Genomic DNA, 25,889 nt, shown 5'->3' with positions numbered 1-25,889 from the left:
CTCCAAGATTTACAGTACAAATAACGAACGACAACGCTTAAAAGGGAGATACTTTCCCAATGAAAATAAAGTATACACATTCCATAAGAGCGGCAGCTTTAGGAATCATTTTTAATACTTTAGGTGCATTGGTCGAAACATTACATTGGGAGTTTGACTTAGACACTATAAAAGTGAACGGATCAAATTTACTTATGATAGAAGCTATATTTTGTATCGCAGCAACTTTTTCACTGCTCCTAAAAGCGGAGTTCGTAAGGGGTAATGATTCTTTGAATGGTTTAGAGATAGCAACTACATAGGCTTTCGCGAAAGCGCAATACATATAAAACAAACAGTTAACTAGTAACTGATAATTAATAACCGTTAACCTACAACTGTTAACCGAGGATGAGTAAAGAAAACGAAGAGTTAGAGAATTTAGGAGAAGGCGTAGAAGAGCAAACTACAGAGACCATAACACGTGTTACGGGCATGTATAAGGAGTGGTTTTTGGATTATGCGAGTTACGTGATTTTGGAACGTGCTGTTCCTGCTATCGAAGATGGTTTTAAACCAGTGCAGCGGCGCATCATGCAATCCATGAAAGATCTGGATGATGGTCGTTATAATAAAGTGGCAAATATAGTAGGTCATACCATGCAGTACCATCCACATGGAGATGCAAGTATAGGTGACGCCATGGTGCAAATAGGGCAGAAGGAGCTCTTGATAGATATGCAAGGAAACTGGGGTAATATTCTCACTGGTGATCCTGCGGCTGCTTCTCGTTACATAGAGGCCCGTATTTCAAAGTTTGGATTAGAGGTTCTTTTTAATTCCAAAATTACGGAGTGGCAATCCAGTTATGACGGCCGTCGTAAGGAACCTATCAATTTACCAGTAAAATTCCCTTTGTTGCTTGCTCAAGGAGCTGAAGGAATCGCTGTAGGACTTTCTACTAAAGTATTGCCTCATAATTTTATAGAGTTGATAGATGCTTCTATTAAGCATTTACAAGGCAAGCGCTTTAAGATATTTCCAGATTTTCCAACTGGTGGAGCAGCTGATATTTCTAATTATAACGACGGTTTGCGCGGTGGAAAAGTGCGTGTACGTGCCAAAATGCATTCGCCAGATAAGAGTTCCATCATCATTACAGAGATTCCGTTTTCTACAACTACAAGCACGCTGATTGATTCTGTTCTTAAAGCAAATGAAAAAGGTAAGATCAAGATCAAGAAAATAGAAGATAACACTGCGGCAAATGTGGAGATCTTGATTCATTTACCACCAGGATTATCTCCTGATAAAACGATGGATGCATTGTACGCATTTACAAATTGCGAGGTAAGTATATCGCCTTTAAGTTGTGTGATTGAAGATAATAAACCGCTTTTTGTAGGGGTGTCAGAGATGTTGCGTCGCAGTGCTGACCATACAGTAGAATTGCTCAAAGCAGAGTTAGAGATATTACTTTATGAAGTGGAAGAGCAATGGCATTTTGCATCTCTAGAGCGTATTTTTATTGAGAACCGCATCTATCGGGACATTGAAGAAGAAGAAACTTGGGAAGGTGTGATAAGCGCCATTGATAAAGGTTTAAAACCTTTTATAGGTCATCTCAAACGAGAAATTACAGAAGAAGATATTGCTAGATTAACAGAGATACGTATCAAGCGTATTTCAAAATTTGACATAGATAAGGCGCAGCAAAAAATAGATGCTTTAGAAGACCGTATAGCCGAGTTAAAACACCATCTCGAAAACTTGATTCAGTTTTCCATAGACTATTTTACAAAGTTATTAAAGGATTATGGAAAAGATCGTGAGCGTAAGACAGAATTAAAAACCTTTGACGACATTGTGGCTTCTAAAGTAATTATACGCAATACAAAGCTTTATGTGAATAGGGAAGAAGGGTTTGTGGGGACGGCTTTAAAAAGGGATGAATATATAGGAGATTGTTCTGATATTGATGACATTATTTGTTTTACTCAAGAAGGGGTCATGATGGTGACCAAGGTAGATGCAAAAACATTCATAGGTAAGAACATTGTCTATGTAGCTGTTTTTAAGAAAAACGATAAACGCACCATCTATAATGTTATTTATCGCGATGGTAAAAAGGGACCTAGTTATATCAAGAGATTTGCAGTGACGAGCATGACCAGAGATCGTGAATACCCTATGGGTAAAGAAGAAAAAGGGTCGCAAATGCTATATTTTAGCGCAAATATTAATGGAGAAGCAGAAGTGGTTACCATCAACCTGCGTCAACAAGGAAGTATCAAAAAGGTAAAATGGGATATTGATTTTTCTGAAATCATAATTAAAGGTCGCAGTTCTAAAGGGAATGTTGTGACGAAATATAATATCAAGAAAGTAGAATTGAAAGAGGAAGGCGTTTCTACCCTAAAACCTCGTAAAATATGGTTCGATGATACAGTACAACGTCTTAATGTGGATGGTAGAGGAGAATTGCTGGGAGAATTCAGAGGAGAAGACCGGCTGTTAATTGTTACTCAAAAAGGAATTGCTAAGACTATAATCCCAGAAGTAACCGCACGTTTTGACAACGATATGGTAGTTTTAGAAAAATGGATTCCTAAAAAGCCTCTTACCGCTATTTACTTCAATGGAGAGCGAGAATTGTTTTATGTAAAACGTTTTATAATAGAAAACGAGGAACGAGAAGAATCTTTCATTCCAGATCATGAAAATTCTTATCTCGAAGTCATTTCCACAGACTATAAACCTATGGCAGTATTGGTTTATTTAAAACCTAGAGGTAAAGAACAACCAGAAAATGAAGAGGTGAATTTAGAAGAATTTATCGCAATTAAAGGAGTCGCAGCGCAAGGTAACATGCTGACTAAAATTAAAGTGAAGCAAATTAATTTGATAGCACCTCTACCATATGAGCCAGAAGAAACAATTTCTGCACAGGAGATTGAGGTGAATCAAGAAGAGGTAGTAAATCCCAAGGAGGAAGACACAGATAGGAATGAAGAAATCAATGCTTCTAAAGTTGATCCCGATGCTCCAGATATAGATGATAGGGGACAGTCTAGTTTATTTTAAAGGCAGTCGAAATGTTATAAAAGCGATAAAATTAATGGGTGCTGTTTTCACTATTTTTGTTCTGATTTCCTGTTGGATCAAGTGAAACAGAATTATTAATAACAGTCCATACATAAGCCCTTGTGCGATGCTGCCAAATTATATTATAAGTAGGGTAAGAAACTATGCTACCTTAAATGTAACTTCAAATAAAATCAAAAGAAATCAACACAAATTAAAAAAGCTTAACAATGCTGCCATTGTTAAGCTTTAAGTTATTCATAATAACCCTTCCATAACCAGGGCAGCTATTTGGGATTAATTGTGTAATTCTAGATGTTTAGAAAGGATATTTATTTGCTTCTGTTACTTTATCGGCAATGGTGTTTCTTAAAGCAACAATGTTAGGAAGGTTTGCATACTTTGTGAAACGTTTTAGTCCCATAAGCATCATGCGCTGTTCATCACCTTCTGTAAAACTAGAGATTCCCTCTTCAGCTCTGTTTTGAACAATTTTCACAGCGTTGTATAAATAAAGCTGCGACATTGCAATTTGCTCCTTTTGCTCCTCAAGGCTCGTACGCGCAATGTTCTTTTGCGTTCTAAGAATAGTGCTTTCTGCCATATAGATCTCGATTAAAATATCTGACGCGGCAATTAAAAGCTGTTGGTGCTTATCTAATGCAGAGCCAAATTTTTGAACTGCATTTCCTGCCACCATTAAGAATACCTTCTTCATTTTTTTAATAATATCCATTTCTTCACTTAACGGTTCAGAGAAATCTGGAGTTTCAAAAGAAGGAATAGAAGTCAGTTCATTTCCTACAGCCATAGCTGGTTCTAATAGATTCACATGACCTTTCATCGCTTTTTTAACAAGCATACCTACCGCTAGCATACGGTTGATCTCGTTAGTACCTTCATAGATGCGTGAAATACGGGCATCTCTCCAGGCAGATTCCATAGGAGCGTCTGCACTAAAGCCCATACCTCCATATATCTGAATTCCTTCATCTGCACAAGCTTGCATATCTTCAGAAACGGCCACCTTAAGAATAGAGCATTCGATAGCAAATTCTTCAACACCTTTTAATTCAGATTCTGCAAACGTAGCTCCATCTTCTTGACGTTTGTGGATTCTGTTTTCAATGTCTTTGGCAGCTCGATAAGAAGCACTTTCACCTACATAAGCGTTGGTCGCCATTTCAGCAATTTTTTTTCGGATCGCTCCAAATTTTGCGATAGGTGTATTGAATTGTTCCCGTTCGTTTGCATATTTCGTAGCAAGAGTAATAACACGACGTTGGGCATCTAGACAAGCAGCAGCTAATTTGATACGACCTACGTTCAAAGCGTTCATCGCTATTTTAAAACCTTCACCGCGACCAGCTAACATGTTTTCTACAGGAACCATGCAGTCATTAAAGAATACCTGGCGAGTAGAAGAGGAGTGGATACCCAACTTGTGCTCTTCTTCACCCATGGTAATCCCATTACTGGCATCATTATCTACAATAAAGCCTGTGATATTTTTATCGTCTCCCATTCTAGCAAAAACTACAAATACATTACAGAAACCGGCATTAGAGATCCACATCTTTTGACCGTTGATCTTATAATGCTTACCGTCTTCGGTAAGCTCGGCTTTTGTTTTTCCAGAGTTAGCATCAGATCCAGCACCTGGCTCTGTTAAGCAATAGGCACCGAACCACTCACCCGTGGCTAATTTAGGTACGTATTGTTTTTTTTGTTCTTCCGTACCGTACAAAGTAATAGGCAGCGTGCCTATTCCTGTATGAGCACCAAAGGCTGTTGCAATAGATCCTGTGGCACCAGAGATATAATCACATACCAGCATGGTAGATACAAATCCCATTCCTAATCCATCATATTCTTCTGGAACAGAGATTCCTAAGAATCCCATTTCTCCAGCTTTGCGCATCACCTCTTCTGTAAGTGCATAGTCTTTCTTTTCAAAACGTTCTTTATGAGGTACTATTTCTCTATCTACAAATTCCTGAACGCTATCACGCATCATTTTTTGCTCATCAGTAAAATCCTCTGGAGTAAACACGTCTTGAGGTTTAGTTTCTGTAACGATGAATTGTCCACCGCGTATCATTTCTGTTTTCTTTAATGTTTCTGTTGACATAACTTTCTTTTTATTTTGCTTTACTCATAGTATTAAGTACCAATTATTAGGTACAAAGACTGTGTGGAAAGCTGTTCATATTTTATTTAATACTCTGTTGAAGTCGGTAACTTTTAATCTAAAAATGCTTCTTTTGGTTCAATAAACCTTCTAGTTTTGATCGTTTCAGTTCATTCTATTTTACAGATAAAATGTTTGGGTTATAAAATCCTAAGTACTGCCTTTTTCCTAATACTCCATTGTTTAAATTTCTGCATAACTATTTTTTCTTGATCATTTATACTTTAAAAAACGGCTCCACATTACACGAACTGCTCCTTAGTCGATTCTTATTTCAAAAACTCATAAACCCCACAAGCTCCTTGGCCCGTCCCTATGCACATTGTCACTAGACCGTATTTGCTTTTCATTTCTTGTTTTCTCATTTCATCAAACAGTTGTACACTTAGCTTTGCACCGGTGCAACCTAGAGGATGACCTAGTGAAATAGCACCGCCATTAGGATTGATAATATCAGGGTTTAATCCCAATTCACGAATGACAGCTAGAGATTGTGAAGCAAAAGCTTCATTAAGTTCAATCATGTCTATATCTTTCAAAGAAAGACCTGCTTGTTTCAATGCTTTAGGAATAGCTTTTACGGGTCCTATTCCCATAATTCTAGGAGGTACGCCAGCCGCAGCAAAATTGACCATACGAGCAATAGGCTCTACGTTCAATTCTTTTACCATTTCTTCACTCATGACAAGAACCATTGCAGCACCATCACTCATTTGTGAGGAGTTACCGGCAGTTACAGAACCACCAGCAGCAAATACTGGCCGTAGTTTGGCAAGTATTTCCAGTTTGGTATCAGCACGAGGTCCTTCATCTTTGTTTACTGTGTAAGATCTAGTTTCCTTTTTACCAGCTTCATTTAAGAAAGTTTCTTCAACGGTTATAGGAACTATTTGATCTTGAAAACGACCTTCAGCTTGCGCCTTGAGTGCCTTTTGATGTGAGTTGAACGCAAACTGATCTTGATCTTCACGAGATACATTGAATTCGTTTGCAACAGCCTCAGCTGTTAATCCCATTCCCCAATAATAATCTTCGTGACCCGCTTTTGCTATATGGTAATCAGGAGTAGGTTTGTATCCACCCATAGGGATAAATGACATAGACTCAGCTCCACCAGCAATGATACAACTCGCCATTCCAGATTGGATTTTTGCGGTAGCCATAGCGATAGTTTCTACACCACTTGCACAGTACCGATTAACGGTTACACCTGGAACATCATCTATTTTAAGTCCCATCAATGAGATCAAACGTGCCATATTTAATCCTTGCTCAGCTTCTGGCATTGCATTACCTATGATCACGTCGTCTATACGAGTTTTATCCAGGTTAGGAATGTCCTTGAGCATTGCTTCAATTGTTTCGGCAGCAAGCTCATCAGGTCTTTTAAAACGGAAAACTCCTTTAGGTGCTTTTCCTACAGCTGTTCTTTTTGCAGCTACTATGTATGCAGTTTTCATCATAATCTTTGATTATTGAATCAAGAGTCGAGAGTCAAGACTCAAGATTTGATTCTGTCCATGAATGAGTTTATCATTCGTTACATTAATGTTATATTCATCTCATGTTTTTCAAAATATTCCGTACTGATATATTCGATTTTATGAGCTATAATTAATTGTGTTTGCCATTCAAATAAAGAGTCTAGAGCATTCTCTAAAAAAATATAAAAGTATTTATTAGATGATTTTGCGGTTCCCTCGGCCATATTTGAAGGAACTGAAACAGAGCATCTGTTCATCTGAGAAATAAGCCCAAATTTTTCTTCTTAGGAAATTTACCGGTAAGCTCATAACTACTCATAGCTAATTCGATTCCCTTTTCCCAAATCTTTAAATTTTTAAAGTTGTGCCTTTTCATAATAGACTCCTCTTTTTTTCTTGACTCTCGTTTTTTGATTCTTTTTTAGTTTCTCAAAGGTTTCCCTTTCTGTATCATGTGCTGTAACCTTTCTAAAGTTTTACGCTCTCCGGTAAGACTTAAGAAAGCTTCCCGCTCTAGGTCAAGTAAGTATTGCTCAGAAACTAATGTTGGAGCACTTAAATCTCCACCAGCCATCACGTAGGCTAATTTGTTAGCGATCTTTCTATCGTGTTCCGATATGTATTTACCAGCTTCCATTTGGTCTGTTCCTACTAAGAACATTCCTAAGGCCTGCTTTCCTAACACCTTTACATCTTTACGTAATACTGGTTGTGTATACCCTTTATCTGCTAATAATCGTGCTTGCGCTTTCGCGAAAGCGATACGTCTATGATCATTTACGACTACATGATCAATTCCTTTTCTAAGGATGCCTAGGTCAAAAGCTTCGTATGCACTGGTAGCTACCTTTGCCATACCTACCGTAAGGAAGTATTCTTGAAGTCGGTTCAATTCCACATCGTTTTTCTCAAACGTATCACTAGCACGTAGCGCCATCTCTTTCGAACCACCACCACCAGGGATTACACCTACTCCAAATTCTACGAGACCGATGTAAGTCTCAGCACTAGCAACGGCAACGTCTGAGTGCATGGTCATCTCACAGCCACCACCTAATGTCATTTGATGTGGTGCTACGATGGTAGGAATACTGCTATAACGCAATCTCATCACTGTGTTTTGGAATTGTTTGATCGCCATGTTCAGCTCATCATATTCTTGCTCAACGGCCATCATAAATATCATACCGATATTTGCTCCTACAGAGAAGTTGGTGCCATTGTTTGCGACTACAAGACCGTCAAAGCGATCTTCTGCAATGTCTATGGCTTTGTTTAAACCAGCAAGAACATCACCACCTATAGAATTCATTTTAGAAGTAAACGCTACATTTAGTATTCCGTCACCTATATCGTGTACAATTACACCAGAGTTTTTAAAGACAGGAGCTTTGGCACGTAAATTATCGAGGATTATAAATCCATCCTGACCTGGTTTTTTTACATAATCCTTATCCGGAATAGAGTAGTAATACGTAGCGCCATCTTTTACAGTATAGAAAGATTCAAATCCTTTTTCTATCATTTCAGTTACCCAAGCAGCTGGTGTTGCACCTATTGCCTCCATGAGTTCCACACCTTTTTCAATACCTACGGCGTCCCAAACTTGGTAGGGTCCGTGTTCCCAGCCAAACCCTGCACTCATCGCATCATCGATGCGATACAATTCATCAGATATTTCTGGAATTCTATGCTGTACGTAGGCGAATAAAGAGGCAAATGATTTTCTATAAAAATCACCAGCTTTATCATTTCCTTTAATTAATATAGGAAAACGGTCGGCTACGTTATCAATTGATTTAGTAAGTTCTAAGGTAGCAAATTTTGCTCTTCCTTGATTCTCATATTCCATGGAGTCAAGATTCAGGGCTAGAATTTCTTTCTGTCCATCTTTAGAAACGTTCTTTTTATAAAAGCCTTGGCCAGCTTTAGAACCCAACCATTTTTTTTCCATCATGGTATGGATGAAATCTGGTAGTTTAAAAGTGTCCTTATGCTCGTCATTAGGACAGTTTTCATAAACACCATTTGCCACGTGCACTAATGTGTCTAGTCCCACTACATCTACCGTTCTAAAAGTGGCTGACTTTGCACGACCTATAACTGGACCGGTCAATTTATCTACTTCAGAAACGGTCAACCCCATTTCTTTAACAGCATGGAATAAACTCTGAATCGAGAATATACCTATACGGTTACCTATAAATGCAGGAGTATCTTTGGCAAGAACAGCTGTTTTTCCTAGAAATTTCTCTCCATATTCCATTAAGAAGTCAGTCACTTCAGTATCGCAATTAGGTCCTGGAACTACTTCAAATAATTTTAGATATCTAGGCGGATTGAAAAAGTGCGTTACGGCAAAGTGTTTCTGGAAATCTTCACTTCTTCCTTCATTCATAAAAGAGATAGGAATTCCAGATGTGTTTGACGTGATTAGAGTTCCTGGTTTGCGGTATTTTTCAATTTGTTCAAAAACGGACTTTTTAATATCCAGTCTTTCGACAACAACCTCCATTATCCAGTCGGTATCCTTCACTCGAGCAAGGTCATCAGTAAGATTACCAGTAGAGATGCGATGAGCAAAAGCACTGTTGTATAATGGAGCTGGCTTACTTTTAATAGAAGCGGTAAGACTATCGTTTACCAGTCGGTTGCGCACAACTTTATCTTCCAGAGTAAGTCCTTTTGACTTTTCTTTATCGGTTAGTTCTCTAGGAACGATATCCAAAAGAAGCACCTCGCAGCCTATGTTTGCAAAATGACAAGCGATACCACTTCCCATAATTCCGGAACCTATTACAGTTACATGTTTTATTCTACGTTTTCCCATATTATTTTTGAGCTAATAGAGTGTGTTTTTTGAATATTTTTTTAGAGTTCACTATTTCATTGATTTTGAAGGCTACTTCTAGAAAGACGTCTAATTTTTCTGGTTCAATTTCATTTTTAACCACCTGGTCAAAAGTTTTAACGACCGACTTAGAAAAATCCCGCATTTCCATACCGAAGTCGGTAAGATGTATCAATACACTCCTTCCATCTTCAGGGTTTTTACGTCTTTCAATAAGTCCCTTATTTTCCATCATTTTAAGTGTACGGGAAAGAGAAGTCGCTTCCATTCCCATTTTAGGACCTAAGGCTGTACTTGGTGTTCCTGTTTCAGGATCAATGCTAATAAGAGCAAATCCAGTAGACATCGTGCTCCCTTTTACAGAAGCTTGTTCATTGTACATTTTTGACACCGACATCCATGTCGCCCTTAAAATATAATCAATAGTTTTATCTCTCATCTTTTATATTATAGTGCAATATACATTTTTATGTTATGCACGCATAGTAAATAGGTAAAAAATATCAATCGTTATAGTAAAGGTCTATGATTTGGGTTTCGCTTTCGCGAAAGTTAAATTAAGTCAAAATTAATTAATAAATAAGAACTCCTAGCTACTTAAAACTAGGGCATCTAAAACGGTAAAATAAAATTGTTATTATAAGTTGGTATAAAAACATCTAGCCTTGCTTTCAATAGCTGCATGATGGTATGGAATTACATAGAAATAAACACTGGCAAGTAATAATTCATCAACATCTTGATCTGTTAATATAAAAGGACTACAGCCATCTATAGGTACATTATCACAGACTTCAATATCCATAGAGAGGAGATGGAAGGTAAGCCTAAAACTACAGGACAAATTGGAACAGTACCATAACAGTCTAGAGTATTACAAACGGATTTTACACTATCTGCTCTTTTTTCTGTACATCTTGTTTTAAGTAATGTTTTTCTGCCAGCAACACACCAAATAGACCTACATGAAGAGTCCTTTCAAATTTAAAGTAGGTATCGGGAACCTCACAAAAATCACTTATTGTAAAATGAAATATACGGTAGAGGTTCTGATGCCTTGATTACATTTGCTGATGGAGTCGGAGAATTTCTAACTTTAAGTTACTTTTATTGGGCCTTGCTTTATTTTTTTTTGCACAGCCTTTTTTACCATTAGTAAAAAACAGATACTTTTCTTTTCACTTGAACTACATGCACACCTTTCTGTGCTTTATGTTTTGCATTAAAGTATCACTAAAAATGATTCTTAGGATCAAGAGTAAATGAATAGGTCAGTATTATCTTTAAAATTCTACCAATAAGATTTGTTTTGCGCGTGTTGCTAAAGACTAAGAATTAAAGTGAAGTTTAGAAGCAGTGTTTTTTATCTTTTCAGGCTTTCTTGTTTGAAACCTATTGTAGGTATACAAAGCCAGCTTCAGGCTTTGTATTAGGTTCATTCAATTCTAATACGTAAAAATAAGTTCCAGTAGGAAGTTTTTTACCAGGGTATAACAGTCCCGTGTTAGATGTGCCGTCCCAACCTCCAGATTCATTATTTCCTTCCCAAATTTTTTGTCCATATCTGCTGTATATATGCATTTTATGTTTATCGTAAATATCGTAGAGTCCAGAAACAATTAGCGTATCATTTTGCCCATTACCGTCGGGTGTAACAACATTAAACACCTCTACAGGACAATTTTTTATTTTTATTAAAAATGAAAATAGTTCATAACAATTTTCATTTGATACTCTTATATAAACTTCTTGCGTAGCAGATAAGTTGGTATAAAAAGAAGGATTTAATATGGCATTTTGGTCTTCTACTGCATCCAGTTCTAATTCATAAAATGTTACTGTTTGATCGCTACTGGTAGAAATAAGGTTTCCAATGACAGTCAAATCAAAAATTGCCTGATCAAAACCTTCTTCACATACCTCTAATTCCTCAGGAAAATCATTTACAGCAACTGTTTCAAAAACTTCAATAGTCATTGTTAGGATAAAACTTTCTACCAAGGTCTCCACTGTAGCGGTAACTGTATATATCCCCGGATCTGAAAATAAATGAGAAGGTTCTAATGAAGTAGAGAAATTCTCATTTCCAGACGTAGGGTCTCCAAAATCCCAATCTATTGCAACTACATTTGCAGTGGTATTGATATTAAATAATTGTTCCTTTCCAAAACAATGGTCCATTGCTTCAATCTCACCACTGAGAAAGAAGGATTGAACAAAAATAGGTAAGCCGTACCAAGAAGTTGCATTCTGAGTTAATGCAAAGGAGTTGTACGTGTAGTTAGCACTAACGCCACTAGCATCAGGGCTATTGATAACGCTCAGTGCGTTTTGTTGACGTCTAGAGTGGTAAATTTTATTATCAAGGCCCAATTGTAATGCTCCTCTAAAAGCGTTGAAGTTATCTTGATAAATGACTGTGGCACTGTTTGCAATGTTAGACACCGTCAGGTCATATTGAACAATTTCTCCTCTAATGAGTTCAAATGTTTGGGTAGTGGACGCATTCATATAATCCACTTCTGCATATAAAAATTGGCCATTACCAGAGAACTCTACTCCATAAATAGAGCCGCTGTCTTGTTTAGTAAGTAAGGGTTGCGGATTAGAGACTATTCCAGTAGCATTGTCAAAATCATAAAGATACAGCTCACCACCATTTGTATAAGCGATGCTTCGTGCAGTGGTAATATCTGTAATTCCGTCAAAATCTGAGGTGGTATTGTTTGAAAAGTGAGCTGCCACTAGTCTATTACCTCTTGTGTTTATTTTTATGTAACCCCTCATAGCGGCTACATCTACATTTGTAAAAGGTGTTGTAATCAACTCTACAAATGGAGCCACTTGTGAAATAACAGCGGTAGCGCTCAAACCATTTGCGGTTAATTCATAAGAATAAAACAAATCTTGAAATTGAGAAATGATCCAAAAACCGTCGCCCGTAGCATTAGAAACAGCTGTTAATTTTTCTGAAGTTACCGGAAGTAAATTGATATTTTTATTGAAAACATCTATATCTCCGGTGCCATTATTTAATGACATATCTACAATGGAATAGTGCAGTCCATCGGTATCTCTATAGAACTCGTCATTAGTATCTACGGTGAAAATATAGTATTGATTTGCGTTTCCAGGTAGAGGAACTATAATAGCGCTGCTTGTGCTGGAAGAACTACCTAGGAGCTCAGTTCCATTGGGCATGGTTACATGATTTACATCATAAACTAAAGAGCCATCGGTGTAAAATAATAGGTTGCCTAGTTCATCTGAGATGGTGGCACAACCTTCTCCAGTGGCTAATTGTCCATCACTAATTGCCACTGCGCTTCCTGAGTTAAAGTCAATACCTGAATTGATCCCAAAATACCAGAAGGATGATTCTAGTTGCGCTTCTGCGAAAGTGGAATAAATAAAAACTAATAAATATAAAATATATCTCATTGCACAGTGGTAAAAATAGGCAATCTCGATTTATCTCTTCAATGTAAAATGAGAATAAAAAACAGTTCCATCCATTAAAGTAGCTTTAAACCAGTAATCACTGGAAGGTAATGGAGCACCGTTATAGGTGCCGTCCCAGCCCACGCCTTGTGGTGAGATTTGTTTTAATAGTTTCCCATAACGATCAAAGATGAATATTTCTGAATTAGGTTCAAATACTACAGAAACCCCTATTAATTGCCAGTAATCATTGAATCCGTCGTTATTAGGAGTGAAAAACCGAGGGTAACCTACAATGCTAAAATTTTGAGTAGTTGTCCCACAGCCATTTTTATCTCTTACATAAGCGGTATAAAAGCCAGGAACAATATTTTCAAAAACAGGACTGTTTTGATAGGAGTCTTCAAGATTGATGCGGTATTCATAGTCACCTAACCCAGTGACATTGATCGTTGCAGCACCTGAACTAGTAGTGCCGGCATTTACAGATTCAATACTAGTAATCGCAGCAGGTTCACTTATAATGACCGTGATCAACCTTTCTCTAGAGCAGCCTTCTAGGTTAGATACGGTAACCCGATAGTCTCCACCTACAGTCACAGAAATGGACTCTGTAGTTTCTCCGTTATTCCATAAATAGGTATAGTCAGTTGTGGGTCCTGTAAGGATACCACTATCAATAATTAGGGCTTGAGGATCATTACCGCAGTAATCAAATAATTCTGATAGTTCTATAACAGGACGTTCGTTTACTGTTAATATAACCTCACTGATACCAAAACAGTTCCCATCAGGAGATTCTGCTCGAGCATAAATCCTTTGACTGTTAGTGGTAGTATTGGTATATAAATCAGGAAGTATATTTTGTTCTGTTAAGGCATCGTTTAAGGATATATAGTAGCTTACTGTGACATTTGCAGGTGCACTTATGAGCACATCGCTATTTGCAATAGAAAGGTCAAATTCGGTAAAGCCATCTTCCGTACCATCGTTATCGCATAAAGATAAGCTTGTATTTTGAGCATCACTTGCGCTTACTGATAAACGAACAATAGAAGTATTAAAACAACCAGTTATGTCATCAGTAACTCGAGCAATGATGTTCTGTAAAGGGGCAATATTTGTGTAACTCGTATTATTTAATTCATTGCTATTATTATCTGCATTAGTTTGATTAATAAAGTAGGATAATGTAACACCTGCAGCACTTCCGCTTATGGAGTCATCGAAGCTCATTAGGCTAAAAACAGTTCTTCCATCTGGAACTCCATCTTCATCACATTGAAAAGCTTCAAAGTCATTTGCTACAGGTCTTGGATTAATAATCAAGTTAAAAGATTGTGTAGTATCGGAACAGCTATTTTGGAGATCATTTTCAACCCGAATAAATACCGTTTCATTAAAAGGCGTTGTGTTGGTGTAATTGAATGGTAAAGGTGCCGTATTTAAATCGGCATCATTTTGTGATGGGTGATATGTCACATTAAAATTTGTTGCGCTTTGTGATCCTAAAACAATGGCCGTTTGATTGTTAAGATTAAAGCTAGCAATCCCATCAAAATCATCGTCACATATTTCCATATCGTTTACTGCGTTAGAAATAGGTTGTTCAAAAAGGCTAATATCAAAACTCAGCGTAGCATAGCAATCTTGATTATTTGAATTGTATATTCTCGCAATTAAGGTTTGTTGTGCGACTTCCATTTGATAAGATGATGAAACACCACTTCTATTTATATCAGCACTTGCTTGATCTATAAAGTATCTTACTGTGAATAGGTTGCGGTTTTGCGAGCCTAAAATTTGAGGTGTCGCTAGAAGTTCCAAATCAACTATTTCTCTGCCGTCGTTATTCGTATCACAGGCGGTTATATTATTTATTGTATTTGCTACTGGTGTATCATAAATTTGTACATTTTTGCGGTAAACTCGTGTGCTTCCGCCACTGGTTAATGATAGTACAACATTAAAAATCCTGCTAGATGCATAAGTATGTGTTGGGTTTTCTAGTGTAGAAGTAGTACCATCTCCAAATTCCCATAAGACTGAATCTGGTGGTGTATCTGATTGAAATTCAAAGGTAGTTCCATCACCCAAGCATAAATTTTCGGCTTCTATTAAAGCAAAAAAACTTTGAATAAACGGAGGTAATCCCTGAGCTGACATGCGTCCTGCGAGAGCTACTGCATCGTGTTGATAATTGCAACCTGATCCAACTATGTTGGGATTGTTAATAACACTTAGAAAGTTTCTTCCCACGCTGAAAGAATCTGCAACTGCCCTATATATTTTTCCATCGATACCTAACTGTAAGGCTCCTCTATATCCGGGTCTTGTGTCGATCTCTATACCATTTAGAATACCTGTAGATAAGTTTGCAGTAGTTAACTCAAACTGATAAAGGGTTGATGAATGATTAGCAGCATTATTTCCAAAGGCATCATTGGACGCTGTTATGTAAAGTAAACTTCCATCTGGTGAGAATTCAGCACCATAACCAGCTTGATTTATAGTTAAATTTAATTGTCTTTCGTTAGATACAATTCCCGTGCTTTGATCAAAATCATACAAGTAACTTTGTGCGCCCATTGTGCAAGAAACTAAAAAGCGACCATCTGGAGAGAACTTTAAATAACCTCTTCTGGCTAAAGTAGGCGTTGCAACAGTAGAGATAACGGGAATAGGATTTACCCCTGTAGCAGAAACTGTAAAGGTGTGGAAAGAATCAAAAAAACCAAAACCAGTAGAGTTAGCATATGTGGTAACAAAAATTTCGTCATTAACAGAATGATTTATAGCGCTTAGCTTTTCTGATGCTTCTTCTATTAATAATGGAGGGTTATTAATATCTGTGGTGACCGCACCAAAACCAGAATTAGCGGTCATATCCACCTCATAGTAATGCACCTTATCACCTCCATTACTTTGTGCTATAGCTACTGTAAAGATGTAATAAATGTTAGGATCTTGAGGTTTGGGAATTATAATAGCACTTTGGCTGCTAGATGGATCACCTCTTAAACCTTGACCGTTTTGCATTATCTGATGCGATCTATCAAAAACGACACTTCCATCTGTGTAAAATAATAACTGACCACTTTCATCTGAAATGGTCGCACAGCCTTCATTTGTAGATACTTGTCCGTCAGTAAGTGCTGTTACTGCTCCACTTGTTGGATCAAAGTTAATACCCGCGTTAAATCCAAAATACCAATTTGAAGCCTGCAATTGAGCGTTAACTGTACTAGCAGACAGCGTAAATACCAATACAGAAAAGGCAAGTAAGGAGATTTTTTTTTGCATGCGGCGAATTTACGTTACACATACCACAATTTATAATTTTTTAACAGTTCTTCAAATCTATCTCCTTACTTGTAATTTTTATTTCATTCTCTTAATAAGGGAATGAGTTTTTATTCCAATTCAAAAGGGTATATCTAGTTCTCTAACAAAATTGACTGATTACAGGTCTCTGCGTTTTAATAAAATATAGGACCAATAAGTAAATAGCGCAGTCCATATTGCACAAACAATCACGTTGATCCAACGCACACCGTAATCTTTTTCAAATTCACTTTGAGACAACGTCTCGATGCCAGTTTTAACTATGCTTACTTTGCTAAAGGGTTCTACTACTAAGTTTGATATAGAGTTTAAAGGCAATACATCTCTTAATAGATCCCATACACTCCATCCAAATTTAAGATCTAAATAAGAACTGATACCAAAGATGACTAATTCAAAAATGCCCCAAATACCAATTATGCCCAGAGCAAAGGCGCTGCGTTTCACTAATACACCAGCAAATAAGCACATTGCAAAAAAGGCAATGTGACTTATAAAAAAAGCTGCTATAAATTCAATATTTATGAAAATAAGATTTGGCTCAGTAATACTGGAGTATATCAAACCTAATAGGAGACAAACTAAAAAGACTAAAGCGGTAAGCATAGTCGTAAAGATCAAAATAAAATAAAATTTTGAAAGAATTAATTCTTTTTTACTCAGACCATCTATAAGGTTCTGTTTTAGAGTCCTGTTGCTGTATTCATTTGCTACGAGTGATACAATTACAATAGCGATAAGAAACTTTAAAAAGCTAATTAAATAAGTGCTTAAATGCCATATAAATGGAAAGTCAAAAATCCCTAAATCGGAGAGGCTGGCCTTTGTTCCTTTTATTTCTATTTCATATAAACCTACAAACATCAACGCCACAACTATGACTAAATAGATAATGGTAAGTACCTTACTGCTTTTACTGTTTCTGAATTTGTGAAATTCTATATCTAATAATCTGTTCATGGCTTGGATTAGTTTTGGCTGGTTAATTCTATAAATTGGTCTTCAAGACTCTGTTTTTTATGAAGAAGTTTACTTAAAACAATGCCATTTTCAAAGGCTTCTTTATTAATTTGTGTCATATCTATCTCTTCATAAAGTGTTACTTCTAGACCATCTTCATGTGTTGAGATTTTGCCTACATACGTTTTTTCTTTTAGGAAGCTATGCAGTGCGGCTCTATCATTGGCGTCTATAAAGATAGAGCCGTGATTGTGGTTCATTTCGTCTACAGGTCCAGAATAAAGCATCTTTCCCTTTCTTAGGACCAATACATGGCTGCACACTTTTTCAACTTCGTCCAGTAAGTGAGAAGCGAGCAAGATCGTCGTTCCACTGGCTGCTATTTTCTGGATGATATCCCTAATTTGGCGTATTCCTTGTGGATCCAACCCATTTGTAGGCTCATCCAGTATTAATATCTCTGGGTCATTAAGTAAGGCACTTGCAATTGCGAGACGCTGTTTCATTCCTAAAGAGTAGGTTTTAAAGGGAGAATGCTTACGCTCGAGTAAATCAACAAGCGCTAACTTTTCTTGAATCTTAATTTTGTCTACATTTTTAATCTTGCAGACCAATTCAAGATTTTGAATGGCACTCATGCTTGGATAAAAGTTAGGATGCTCAATAATAGCTCCTATTCTTTTAAGAGCGTCATGATTTGAAGTAGTTCCTTCAAACCATTTATAATTACCACTTGTGGGGTTAACCACATTAAGCACCATTCCTAATGTGGTAGATTTTCCACTGCCATTGGGACCTAAGATTCCATAAACATGTCCTTTTTGAATTTTTAGAGTAATATGGTCCACTGCTGTCAGTGTGCCATAATTTTTGTGAAGTTGGTTAATTTCAAGGATGGTTTCCATGAATAGAGTTTTTTTGTTGTAATATGTGACTGTAAGAAACAACAAATGTTACTGTATTTATGTCAGAAAATATTCTCAACGATAAATTATTGTCTAATAAGAAGCCCACGTTCCCCATAGGGACCTCTTTGTCAGATTATGTAAAGCGATATAATAGGAGCACCTCAATACCTGTTTCTTATGAAGATTTATTGAGGTTTGCAGGCTGTATTGCGGTTTATGATAAAAATGATGAAGATACCTTATGGGTACGTTGTTATTATTCAGATTCTGATCGCGAGCAAATAGACATGCATTTAAAAAAGATATATGATATCCTTCATAGTGATGGAAGGGATAAGACACTAGATTATCTAAATGTGGATGCTGTAGATTACTGCACATTCGGGAATACAAAACCTTTTAGAATCAGAATCAGGAATATTCTTAATGATGGTTTTACCTATTTTTATGTAAAAAAAGCAGATGCATCAAGAGTCTATGGTCTGGAACTAGAGCATTTACTTTCTCCACATCGCATTAACTTTTTAGTTCATAAGAATACGCTCATCGAACAACATATAGCGGGCATCCCTGGGGATGATTTTATTGTCACCTATATGGATGGTTGTGATCAGCAAGAACTGACTCAAATAGCAAAGGAGTTTGTAAAATTTAATGAACGCTGCTTGATTCGATTGCTAGGCGATATGAGATCTTATAATTATGTGGTAATTCCTACACATGATTTTGATCGTGTAAGTTATGCTATACGTGCGATAGACTTTGACCAGCAGTGTTATGAAGGGAAACTTAAAGTGTACAGGCCTCAGTTTTTTAAAGAAAATCTGGCCATGGTCATGAATGTTTCTAATTGTCTTAAAGATGAAAGTATCGAGCAATATAAAATGGAGGAGAGAGCTCTCATTGCAAAACGTTTGATCAACACACAAAAACGCTATAAGCAACTTATAAAATGCATGCGAGCTGATTATATATCTTCCCCTTATAAATTTAAACAACTCAAAAGAGAGCTTCACGAATATACTGGAGATATACGATTTAAATCAGCTAGGAGTATGGGAGGAGTTTTAAGTACGGCATTAGACTTTGTTCAAAGAAACTACTATGATGTAGATCATTAGATCAGGGATCTACAAAATTAAAATTTTAATCAGGCAGTTGATAAGGGATTCTAAAAGAGTATTACAATGACATATGATCTAGATATTAAGCTCAAGATTCATTAGACAATAAAAGTTCTAATCACGATATGAATAACAAAAAGACAGTTAAAATAAACGAATTAAATCAGCTGGCTTTTCAGAACACAATTTTGTTATTTTAATCATAGCTCCTGCCAGATGCTATTTCTTTTCCTCACGATTGAAATATACGAGATAATAATACATTTGTTTTTCTTCGTCCCATCCTTTTTCTATAAATTTATCAGCGCTGTCTGAATTGGTAAAATCCATCTTAATTTGTACGTGAGTATCTAGATTGATGACACTTTTAATTCCTTTGCGAGCCGCACTTACTGCAGTGTTGGAAATAGGGAACGTAGACACATCCTCTATAGAATGTTTTGCTCCTTTTTCCATTTTGTAGTTCTTGAATTCAGGAATTAGGTCAGGGTTGTCAAGAGTGTCATTTAAAAAAGCTGTTTCTTCAAAGGTGTCATTTTTGGCAAAATGGTTGACTGCTCGGTTCATAAACATGACCTCTTCTTTTTTATCTTCTGCAGGAAGCACGACATCTTTTGCGAAATCTTGACAAAATTTTAAATACTTTTTAGTAAAGAAATTTTCATCTTCAAAAACGTCCACTCCTAAGAAACTTTCTAGCCAGTATTTTGCATCATAACGGTTAGAATCTACCGATAGAATTTTATATCCTGCTTCTTCCTCAACGTTAAAAATAATCGCTCCTTTGTCCAGTTTATTTAAATTCACACCTTGTTGAAGTATCATTTTGAGATCGGTTTCTCCTTCTTCAAATTGTAAAAACTCTTGCTTGATTTCGCTTTTAAAAATACCTATCGCATCCGTTTTATTATTGTCCACCATCACGTTATCAAAATAACAAATATACACCTCGCCACTGCGTATATGTGGATGGTCTGACTGCTCATAAAGGTGTTTTGCCATCTTCTTACTATTTTCTAGTAAGGATGCTGGCGTGGAGAATATTGCTTTTGCAAAAGCGTATATATCATGAAACTCTAAGCTATCATCATGAAAGAAACTGTAATACGCTTCTTCTTTTGAACGAAAGGGTTTTAAGAAATATTCTTTTAAAAGAGAGTGCATTTCGTCATCCAGTGTCGCAGCACTGTTTGATGTAAGTAAAGCTTCTCCTTTATTTCTATTGCCTACACGGTGTATGGCAAGGCTTTCAATTCTCGTGTTGTATAAATTGATCATAGTCTAGTATAGGTCGTTTTCATCAAAGGATTCATCGTCATAAAATTCATCATCACTAGTATCTGCATCACCTCCATAACCTTCATCGTCCTCTTCATTGTCATGAAAACGGGGGTCTGCTTCAAATTCTTTATCTGGAGCACTGTCCGGCAATTCCCCTACAGAAAATATTACTTGTGGATAAGCCGTCCCAGGATTCGTAGGAACCACATCTGCTAGTTCTACAGAGAATGTCCACAGACTCAAGAAGTCATAAATGTAGATCATTTTGGTCTTCTTCTTACTCATGGCTTTCTCTAGGAGCGTTTCCCCCATCTTTTTTACAGGTGCCATTCCACCACTCATATCAAAAAGGCAGTATTCCTCCCCTTGATTCCACTCTTCATCACTGGCATAGAAACTTGCCATTTCATCACCTTGCAGCTGGAAAGCTTGCACGATGACATTATGAAACTCTTCCAGAGTACTTTTATCATCAATCTCAATGTCTCTAAAACAGTCGTCATTTGCATCAAGAAGAACTCTTAATCTATAGATCATTTATTCCAATTTTTAAGGACGGTAAATATAAGATTTTTGACTAGGAATTCGAACTTGAAATCGAATTTGAATTGGAATAAAGTTGGAATTAATATTTACGTAGAACTGATGGGATATATCTCACTTTTGGTATGCAGGAAAATCTCTCTAAAGACTCTATTCTATTGGAATGTCTATTTATTATTTCACAAAAAAAAAATACCTTCTTCAGCGTTAATATTTTCAAACAATTCAAGAAGTTGAACTTGACGCTAAGTTTCTCGTGAGATTAATTTTGGTTCTCTTTTCTAAAAAAAAAAGTTTCCACATTTCTTTAGTATGAAGATAGATAATTTGAAACCTCTAAGATTTTGCAAATACACTCCAAGTAAAAGGGTTAGGCGTGCTTTATAAGTAATTTGTAATTATAGATTAAGCCTGATCATTCTCGCATTCCACTGCTTTTTTTTAGTATTCAATATTTATCCGTTCTAAATTCAAATACGGGTGAATATAGAACGGATAAATTTTAAGCTTAACTACTCTCTCTTAGCCTTCTTCAATCTCTTTTCTTCTTTTTTTTCTTTAGGAGTTTTAGTGGCTTCTTTTTTGACACTTTTCTTGGAGTCTTGACTTTTTCCCATGATGTTATTTTTAAATTATTTCGATACTTAGAACTTTTTGGTCCTAACTTTTAAGAGAAGCAATATAACTAAAAATGGGTTGCATATTTTTGAATAAAATCAGTTTGCTTATTTTATTTGAAATAGTGATGTGCTTCGCTTTCGCAAAAGCGTATCGTGTACGTATAAAAAAAAATAGCGACTATAAATGGGTTCTAGAAAGTTTGCAGTTAGCCTATTTCCTTTTGTGTAATTTCCGTTCTAGTACAATTTCTACAAAGGTGGAAATTTAGGTTAGGGATTATTGTTGAAGCTCTTCGATGAAGTCAGTTGTTGGTGTATCTATAAGGAAATTTTATAAGCTTTTGTTTAGAAGTAGTTGAGGAACACCACCAGCATGATATTTATTTCAAAGCCACACGCAATCGCATCCATAAATAAAATTGCGCACCAAGAATAAGGGAAGCAATAACTAAATGTAGCGCTTGAGTTCCAAAAGGGAAGTCGAGATAATTCATCAATACACCACTAAAAATTGTTAGCGCAAACAACCCTCCAAGAACATAATACGGCTTTTTAGGATGCTGAAACTTCTGTATCATTTGATAGAAAAACCAAGCATGAGCGATTATTAGTAAGATGGAATAACTTCTATGTATAAAAAAAATTATGGGGCCATTTTCTAGCCATTCTGAACTCAACGGATAACCAAATAAGTCTACTTGATGGTCTATAAATTGCCTTACTTGAGTTCCCATAATCACTTGAATGAGCGTCAATAATATCAAAAGTGAGGCAAAGCGCACCATCTTTTTATTGCTTTTAAAGCTGTAATCTATTGGTTTTACCTCGTGGAGCAGGTAAATCAGCAACCCTACAATTAATAATGCAGCGATCATGTGAAAGGTAATGAGCGCTGGTGATAAATTGGTATCCACCACTATTTTACCTATTACGGCTTGAATTCCCATAGAAAGTACTGAGACAAAACTCAGAATAGTAAGTCTCGGTCTATCCTTAACATAGCGAAGGGAGAATAGGAACATGATTAAAACTACTACACCACCTAAAGCGCCTATGAGTCTATTGATGTACTCTGTCCAAGTGTGGTAGACATTGAAAACAGAGTAATCGTGTTTTGTGTAAGCTTCCCAATTATTCGGATTGTAAGTCTCGTCTGTAAAAAAATCATTTTTGGCAACTCGCAGTTCTTGGTCCACAATAATTACCATTCCTTCTTTGTATGGAGTCTCAGGAGAAAAATCGAGCTCCGCTTGCTCTGTAGGCGGGATCCAATATCCAAAACATTTTGGCCAGTCGGGACATCCCATACCGCTTCCAGTCATGCGCACCACGGCACCAGCAACGATAATTAGATAGATAACTATGATACTAGCCATCAACCACCATCGGTATCGGGATTCTGAAAAAAAGTTTTTTATGATTTGGTTCATTTTAATTTTTGTCGTTTTTCATAAAGTCGATCCCTTTAAAGTTGAGGGGAAACAGGTTGCTACTCTTTCTTTAGAGGTCATGCAAAAGTGAATTTTGCTTTTGTAGAATTATGAGGTCTTTTTTGGTATTTTTACTGTTTAGCATGATGTAATCAACTGCTTATTTCTGTAATGGAATGATTTTCTATTTTATCAGCTATCAACTTAATCAGTGCATTCGATCACCGCGCACCTCAAGATGAGGTAAAAAATCAGCTTCATGGTCCAGCCAGTATTGCCATCTCGCCACCACTTTTTCTTCTTCAAAGAAATTTTTTGCAAGTTGGAGGAACAATTTGTAATGAGCTGCCTCAGCTACCATAAATTGATGGTAGAAATCCTTGAGTTCTTGTTCTTCCAGTTGTTGAGAAAGTATTTTAAATCGTTCACAACTGCGTGCTTCTATCAAGGCACAAATTAATAATTGGTCTAAAAATAATTGCTCGCGTCCAGTGCCTTTGGGTTTTCCTTTCATCAATTCTTTGATGTATTGATCTGGCCGCTGGATGCCAAGAGTTAAACCTCTTTTCTTCAACTCGGCCAGCACCATTCTAAAATGTCCCCATTCTTCGGTAACTATAGGTGAAAGGGCTTCAACTAACAGAGGTTTGTCAGAATGCATTTGAATGATAGAAATGATGGTGCTCGCTGCTTTTTGCTCACAAAAGGCATGATCTGTTAAGATATCTTGCATGCTCATAGCAGCAAGATTTATCCATCGTGGATCTGTAGGTAAGTTCAGTCCAAGTGTTGTTTTAGAAACAATATTTTCCATGCTACAAAGGTCGTTTAGAATGTTGATTTATAACAAGAATTCTTAATAATATTCATTTAATCAAGTCTCAGTTTGAGGCGCTATGGAAGTTTTAATTTTTAATAAGCCTTTTGATTTGTTTTATTTGCTAAATTTAGAATGAGCAGGTAGCTCGATCTGTTATGGGTTCACATTCTTTTTTTGCTTTGATGCGATAGGCAAAACATATTCAGGTATATGAGAGCATAGAGCTAGATTTATTTAGTCTATAAAGCGTTTTTTCTTAGGCTATCTTTTTAGTTAAAGAGTTTATGGAATGCGTTTTTGTATACGGACATTAATTACCATAGAAAAGTTAAGGAGAATGCACAATTTACTGGGTAAAAGACAGAAAGATACTTTTATTCAAAAGTATATGTTCCTAAACGGTAGTTTTGTAAACACCCGAACACAATAGGCATATCAAACAGTTTGCCTTGAAAATAATCAAGGAGAAAAGTCCTGTTAAGTATTCTATTCTTTCTGAAAGGAACTCCTTTTAAATCATCCAGTCTATAAAACAAATTCCAGATTTTGAGGGATTAAAAAAAAATGTAGTTGGGGTAATAAAATTTCTAAATTCTTGGGAAGCATGTTTAAGAATTGGTAGTAGTAAATAATCAATTGGCAATACACTTTTGATGGATGCAAGACATAAACTTGGTGGTGATCGTTTTCTAGTTGTGGTGGTAGATCGGTTGATCGGGTATGCGAAAAAAAGGTTTTGAACAAATAGTTCTCTTTAATCATTAAAAGTATTATTAATTAAGTGTTGTGTGGGAGCGCTCACGAATAGATTTTTTTTTTTTTTTTGCTCGCATAGGTATTATGTCGGCAGCGCGGTTGCATTTCCATTTATTTACAAATTAACAAAGGATTTCAAGGCGCGATATTCGTTCTAGAATAATAAGGAATGAAATTTGTGTTTTAGAAAAATTGTTTTAATTTTTAAACAGATGAACTCTTTTTGGAATTTTTAAGCGTTTAAAGAGATTTAAACATGGATAGGTGCCGTCAGGGTTATTTTTCCTAGATATATGTAGCGTCCAAGAGAGTTCTTTGTCCTAATGGAAACAAGTCGTTCAGATTATTGCACAAGAGTTGACGTATTTTTAGGTTTGCGTGTGGAAACACACGCTCATTCTAGTAATAGTTATAAGTATTAGAGCAATTTTAATAGTTCTGATCGCACACATATTATTTGATCAGAAATAAAATATGTGAGGTGGCATTATTGAAATGAGCGATCCTATAAAAGTCTTTAAAAAACTACGTACAATGTTGCTAGCTGTTTATGCCTTAACGTTTAGTTTTTTATGAAATTCAGTCAGGGTAAATTAAAATTATTTTACAGGAAGTGGGTACGTAGAAGTATTTATTTAAAGGTTTCCTTAGAATTACGTTTTGATAAAACTAAGTACAACCTAGAATTTATTAAGCAAAGGAAGAAGTTCCTTATTTTTCATTGTGCGGTGAAGAAGGTTTGGTAATAAATCAATCGGGAGATTAATTATTAAAAACTCATGTAAAAGACAAAAATAAATTAAACTTGCATTCGTTATCCGATAAGTAGTTTTAAAATCATTTAATGCGTCAATTGTTTTATCTTTTTCTTTTATGTTCCGCTTTCGCGAAAGCGCAAATAGGAGGACAATCTACCTATCAATTTTTAAATTTGGTATCTGGGACAAAACAAGCCGCGCTAGGAGGCAGGATATTGACAGGCGTAGATTATGATCCTACTTCTGGAATTTATAATCCAGCCACTATAAATGCTAAAATGGACCATCAATTACAAGTTAATTATGTAAATTAT

At 36.3% G+C, this 25,889-nt stretch carries 17 protein-coding genes and 1 pseudogene; 4 read left to right on the top strand and 14 right to left on the bottom strand.

Features of this window, described 5'->3' with window-relative positions; genetic code table 11:
• Positions 1-59: 59 nt before the first annotated feature.
• Both ACJAT0_RS04470 and ACJAT0_RS04465 read left to right on the top strand, forming a co-directional pair.
• A complete protein-coding gene (locus tag ACJAT0_RS04470) occupies positions 60-302 on the top strand; it encodes a hypothetical protein (RefSeq protein WP_415180691.1) in 243 nt (80 codons plus the stop codon).
• A gap of 88 nt (positions 303-390) precedes the next feature.
• The gene (locus tag ACJAT0_RS04465; protein ID WP_415180690.1) at positions 391-3,063 is read left to right on the top strand and encodes a DNA gyrase/topoisomerase IV subunit A; all 2,673 of its coding nucleotides are present in this window, start codon (positions 391-393) and stop codon (positions 3,061-3,063) included.
• A gap of 319 nt (positions 3,064-3,382) precedes the next feature.
• Here the strand turns inward: ACJAT0_RS04465 and ACJAT0_RS04460 are convergent, their stop codons facing one another.
• From ACJAT0_RS04460 to ACJAT0_RS04415, 10 genes are all read right to left on the bottom strand, one after another.
• Complete coding sequence (locus tag ACJAT0_RS04460) at positions 3,383-5,194, bottom strand: acyl-CoA dehydrogenase family protein (protein ID WP_415180689.1); 1,812 nt, start codon at positions 5,192-5,194, stop codon at positions 3,383-3,385.
• Positions 5,195-5,523: 329 nt separating this feature from the next.
• Positions 5,524-6,714 (bottom strand): acetyl-CoA C-acyltransferase, encoded by a 1,191-nt coding sequence (locus ACJAT0_RS04455; RefSeq protein ID WP_374004644.1) that lies wholly within the window; start codon positions 6,712-6,714, stop codon positions 5,524-5,526.
• A gap of 80 nt (positions 6,715-6,794) precedes the next feature.
• Positions 6,795-6,962 carry a four helix bundle protein gene (locus ACJAT0_RS04450; protein ID WP_415180705.1) on the bottom strand — a complete coding sequence of 56 codons (168 nt, stop codon included), beginning with the start codon at positions 6,960-6,962 and terminating at the stop codon, positions 6,795-6,797.
• Positions 6,963-7,159: 197 nt separating this feature from the next.
• A complete protein-coding gene (locus tag ACJAT0_RS04445; RefSeq protein WP_415180688.1) occupies positions 7,160-9,568 on the bottom strand; it encodes a 3-hydroxyacyl-CoA dehydrogenase NAD-binding domain-containing protein in 2,409 nt (802 codons plus the stop codon).
• A gap of 1 nt (position 9,569) precedes the next feature.
• Positions 9,570-10,028, bottom strand: a complete 459-nt coding sequence (locus ACJAT0_RS04440) for a MarR family winged helix-turn-helix transcriptional regulator (protein WP_374004615.1) — start codon at positions 10,026-10,028, stop codon at positions 9,570-9,572.
• A 198-nt stretch (positions 10,029-10,226) separates the two neighbouring features.
• On the bottom strand, positions 10,227-10,394 hold the full coding sequence (locus ACJAT0_RS04435; RefSeq protein WP_415180687.1) for a hypothetical protein: 168 nt from the start codon (positions 10,392-10,394) through the stop codon (positions 10,227-10,229).
• 587 nt (positions 10,395-10,981) lie between these two features.
• The gene (locus tag ACJAT0_RS04430) at positions 10,982-13,030 is read right to left on the bottom strand and encodes a gliding motility-associated C-terminal domain-containing protein (protein ID WP_415180686.1); all 2,049 of its coding nucleotides are present in this window, start codon (positions 13,028-13,030) and stop codon (positions 10,982-10,984) included.
• A 30-nt stretch (positions 13,031-13,060) separates the two neighbouring features.
• On the bottom strand, positions 13,061-16,333 hold the full coding sequence (locus ACJAT0_RS04425; protein ID WP_415180685.1) for a T9SS type B sorting domain-containing protein: 3,273 nt from the start codon (positions 16,331-16,333) through the stop codon (positions 13,061-13,063).
• 159 nt (positions 16,334-16,492) lie between these two features.
• Positions 16,493-17,335 (bottom strand): ABC transporter permease, encoded by an 843-nt coding sequence (locus tag ACJAT0_RS04420; protein WP_415180684.1) that lies wholly within the window; start codon positions 17,333-17,335, stop codon positions 16,493-16,495.
• An 8-nt stretch (positions 17,336-17,343) separates the two neighbouring features.
• Entirely contained in the window at positions 17,344-18,240 is an 897-nt protein-coding gene (locus ACJAT0_RS04415) for an ABC transporter ATP-binding protein (RefSeq protein WP_415180683.1), read from the bottom strand.
• A gap of 59 nt (positions 18,241-18,299) precedes the next feature.
• On the opposite strand from ACJAT0_RS04415, the gene ACJAT0_RS04410 reads away from it, so the two are divergent.
• Positions 18,300-19,364: a hypothetical protein gene (locus ACJAT0_RS04410; RefSeq protein WP_374004624.1), complete on the top strand. Its 1,065-nt coding sequence runs from the start codon at positions 18,300-18,302 to the stop codon at positions 19,362-19,364.
• Between the two features lie 222 nt (positions 19,365-19,586).
• Here the strand turns inward: ACJAT0_RS04410 and ACJAT0_RS04405 are convergent, their stop codons facing one another.
• From ACJAT0_RS04405 to ACJAT0_RS04390, 4 genes are all read right to left on the bottom strand, one after another.
• Positions 19,587-20,645 carry a nucleoid-associated protein gene (locus ACJAT0_RS04405; RefSeq protein WP_374004626.1) on the bottom strand — a complete coding sequence of 353 codons (1,059 nt, stop codon included), beginning with the start codon at positions 20,643-20,645 and terminating at the stop codon, positions 19,587-19,589.
• Between the two features lie 3 nt (positions 20,646-20,648).
• Positions 20,649-21,185: an IS1096 element passenger TnpR family protein gene (locus ACJAT0_RS04400; protein WP_374004627.1), complete on the bottom strand. Its 537-nt coding sequence runs from the start codon at positions 21,183-21,185 to the stop codon at positions 20,649-20,651.
• A gap of 1,006 nt (positions 21,186-22,191) precedes the next feature.
• Positions 22,192-23,241: a COX15/CtaA family protein gene (locus ACJAT0_RS04395; RefSeq protein ID WP_415180682.1), complete on the bottom strand. Its 1,050-nt coding sequence runs from the start codon at positions 23,239-23,241 to the stop codon at positions 22,192-22,194.
• Between the two features lie 208 nt (positions 23,242-23,449).
• Entirely contained in the window at positions 23,450-24,055 is a 606-nt protein-coding gene (locus ACJAT0_RS04390) for a tRNA-(ms[2]io[6]A)-hydroxylase (protein WP_374004632.1), read from the bottom strand.
• Positions 24,056-25,661: 1,606 nt separating this feature from the next.
• Here ACJAT0_RS04390 and ACJAT0_RS04385 point away from each other — a divergent pair.
• A pseudogene (locus ACJAT0_RS04385) lies at positions 25,662-25,889 on the top strand (penicillin-binding protein); the annotation flags it as partial.

This window comes from Nonlabens sp. (assembly GCF_047636915.1).
Taxonomy (GTDB): domain Bacteria; phylum Bacteroidota; class Bacteroidia; order Flavobacteriales; family Flavobacteriaceae; genus Nonlabens.
This window is presented reverse-complemented; position numbering and strand designations above follow the sequence as displayed.

Bases quoted from the DNA above. Each gene is read 5' to 3' on its own strand.
- ACJAT0_RS04470 (WP_415180691.1), top strand. From the start codon at position 60: ATGAAAATAAAGTATACACATTCCATAAGAGCGGCAGCTTTAGGAATC.
- ACJAT0_RS04465 (WP_415180690.1), top strand. From the start codon at position 391: ATGAGTAAAGAAAACGAAGAGTTAGAGAATTTAGGAGAAGGCGTAGAA.
- ACJAT0_RS04460 (WP_415180689.1), bottom strand. From the start codon at position 5,194: ATGTCAACAGAAACATTAAAGAAAACAGAAATGATACGCGGTGGACAA.
- ACJAT0_RS04455 (WP_374004644.1), bottom strand. From the start codon at position 6,714: ATGAAAACTGCATACATAGTAGCTGCAAAAAGAACAGCTGTAGGAAAA.
- ACJAT0_RS04450 (WP_415180705.1), bottom strand. From the start codon at position 6,962: ATGGCCGAGGGAACCGCAAAATCATCTAATAAATACTTTTATATTTTT.
- ACJAT0_RS04445 (WP_415180688.1), bottom strand. From the start codon at position 9,568: ATGGGAAAACGTAGAATAAAACATGTAACTGTAATAGGTTCCGGAATT.
- ACJAT0_RS04440 (WP_374004615.1), bottom strand. From the start codon at position 10,028: ATGAGAGATAAAACTATTGATTATATTTTAAGGGCGACATGGATGTCG.
- ACJAT0_RS04435 (WP_415180687.1), bottom strand. From the start codon at position 10,394: ATGGATATTGAAGTCTGTGATAATGTACCTATAGATGGCTGTAGTCCT.
- ACJAT0_RS04430 (WP_415180686.1), bottom strand. From the start codon at position 13,030: ATGAGATATATTTTATATTTATTAGTTTTTATTTATTCCACTTTCGCA.
- ACJAT0_RS04425 (WP_415180685.1), bottom strand. From the start codon at position 16,333: ATGCAAAAAAAAATCTCCTTACTTGCCTTTTCTGTATTGGTATTTACG.
- ACJAT0_RS04420 (WP_415180684.1), bottom strand. From the start codon at position 17,335: ATGAACAGATTATTAGATATAGAATTTCACAAATTCAGAAACAGTAAA.
- ACJAT0_RS04415 (WP_415180683.1), bottom strand. From the start codon at position 18,240: ATGGAAACCATCCTTGAAATTAACCAACTTCACAAAAATTATGGCACA.
- ACJAT0_RS04410 (WP_374004624.1), top strand. From the start codon at position 18,300: ATGTCAGAAAATATTCTCAACGATAAATTATTGTCTAATAAGAAGCCC.
- ACJAT0_RS04405 (WP_374004626.1), bottom strand. From the start codon at position 20,645: ATGATCAATTTATACAACACGAGAATTGAAAGCCTTGCCATACACCGT.
- ACJAT0_RS04400 (WP_374004627.1), bottom strand. From the start codon at position 21,185: ATGATCTATAGATTAAGAGTTCTTCTTGATGCAAATGACGACTGTTTT.
- ACJAT0_RS04395 (WP_415180682.1), bottom strand. From the start codon at position 23,241: ATGAACCAAATCATAAAAAACTTTTTTTCAGAATCCCGATACCGATGG.
- ACJAT0_RS04390 (WP_374004632.1), bottom strand. From the start codon at position 24,055: ATGGAAAATATTGTTTCTAAAACAACACTTGGACTGAACTTACCTACA.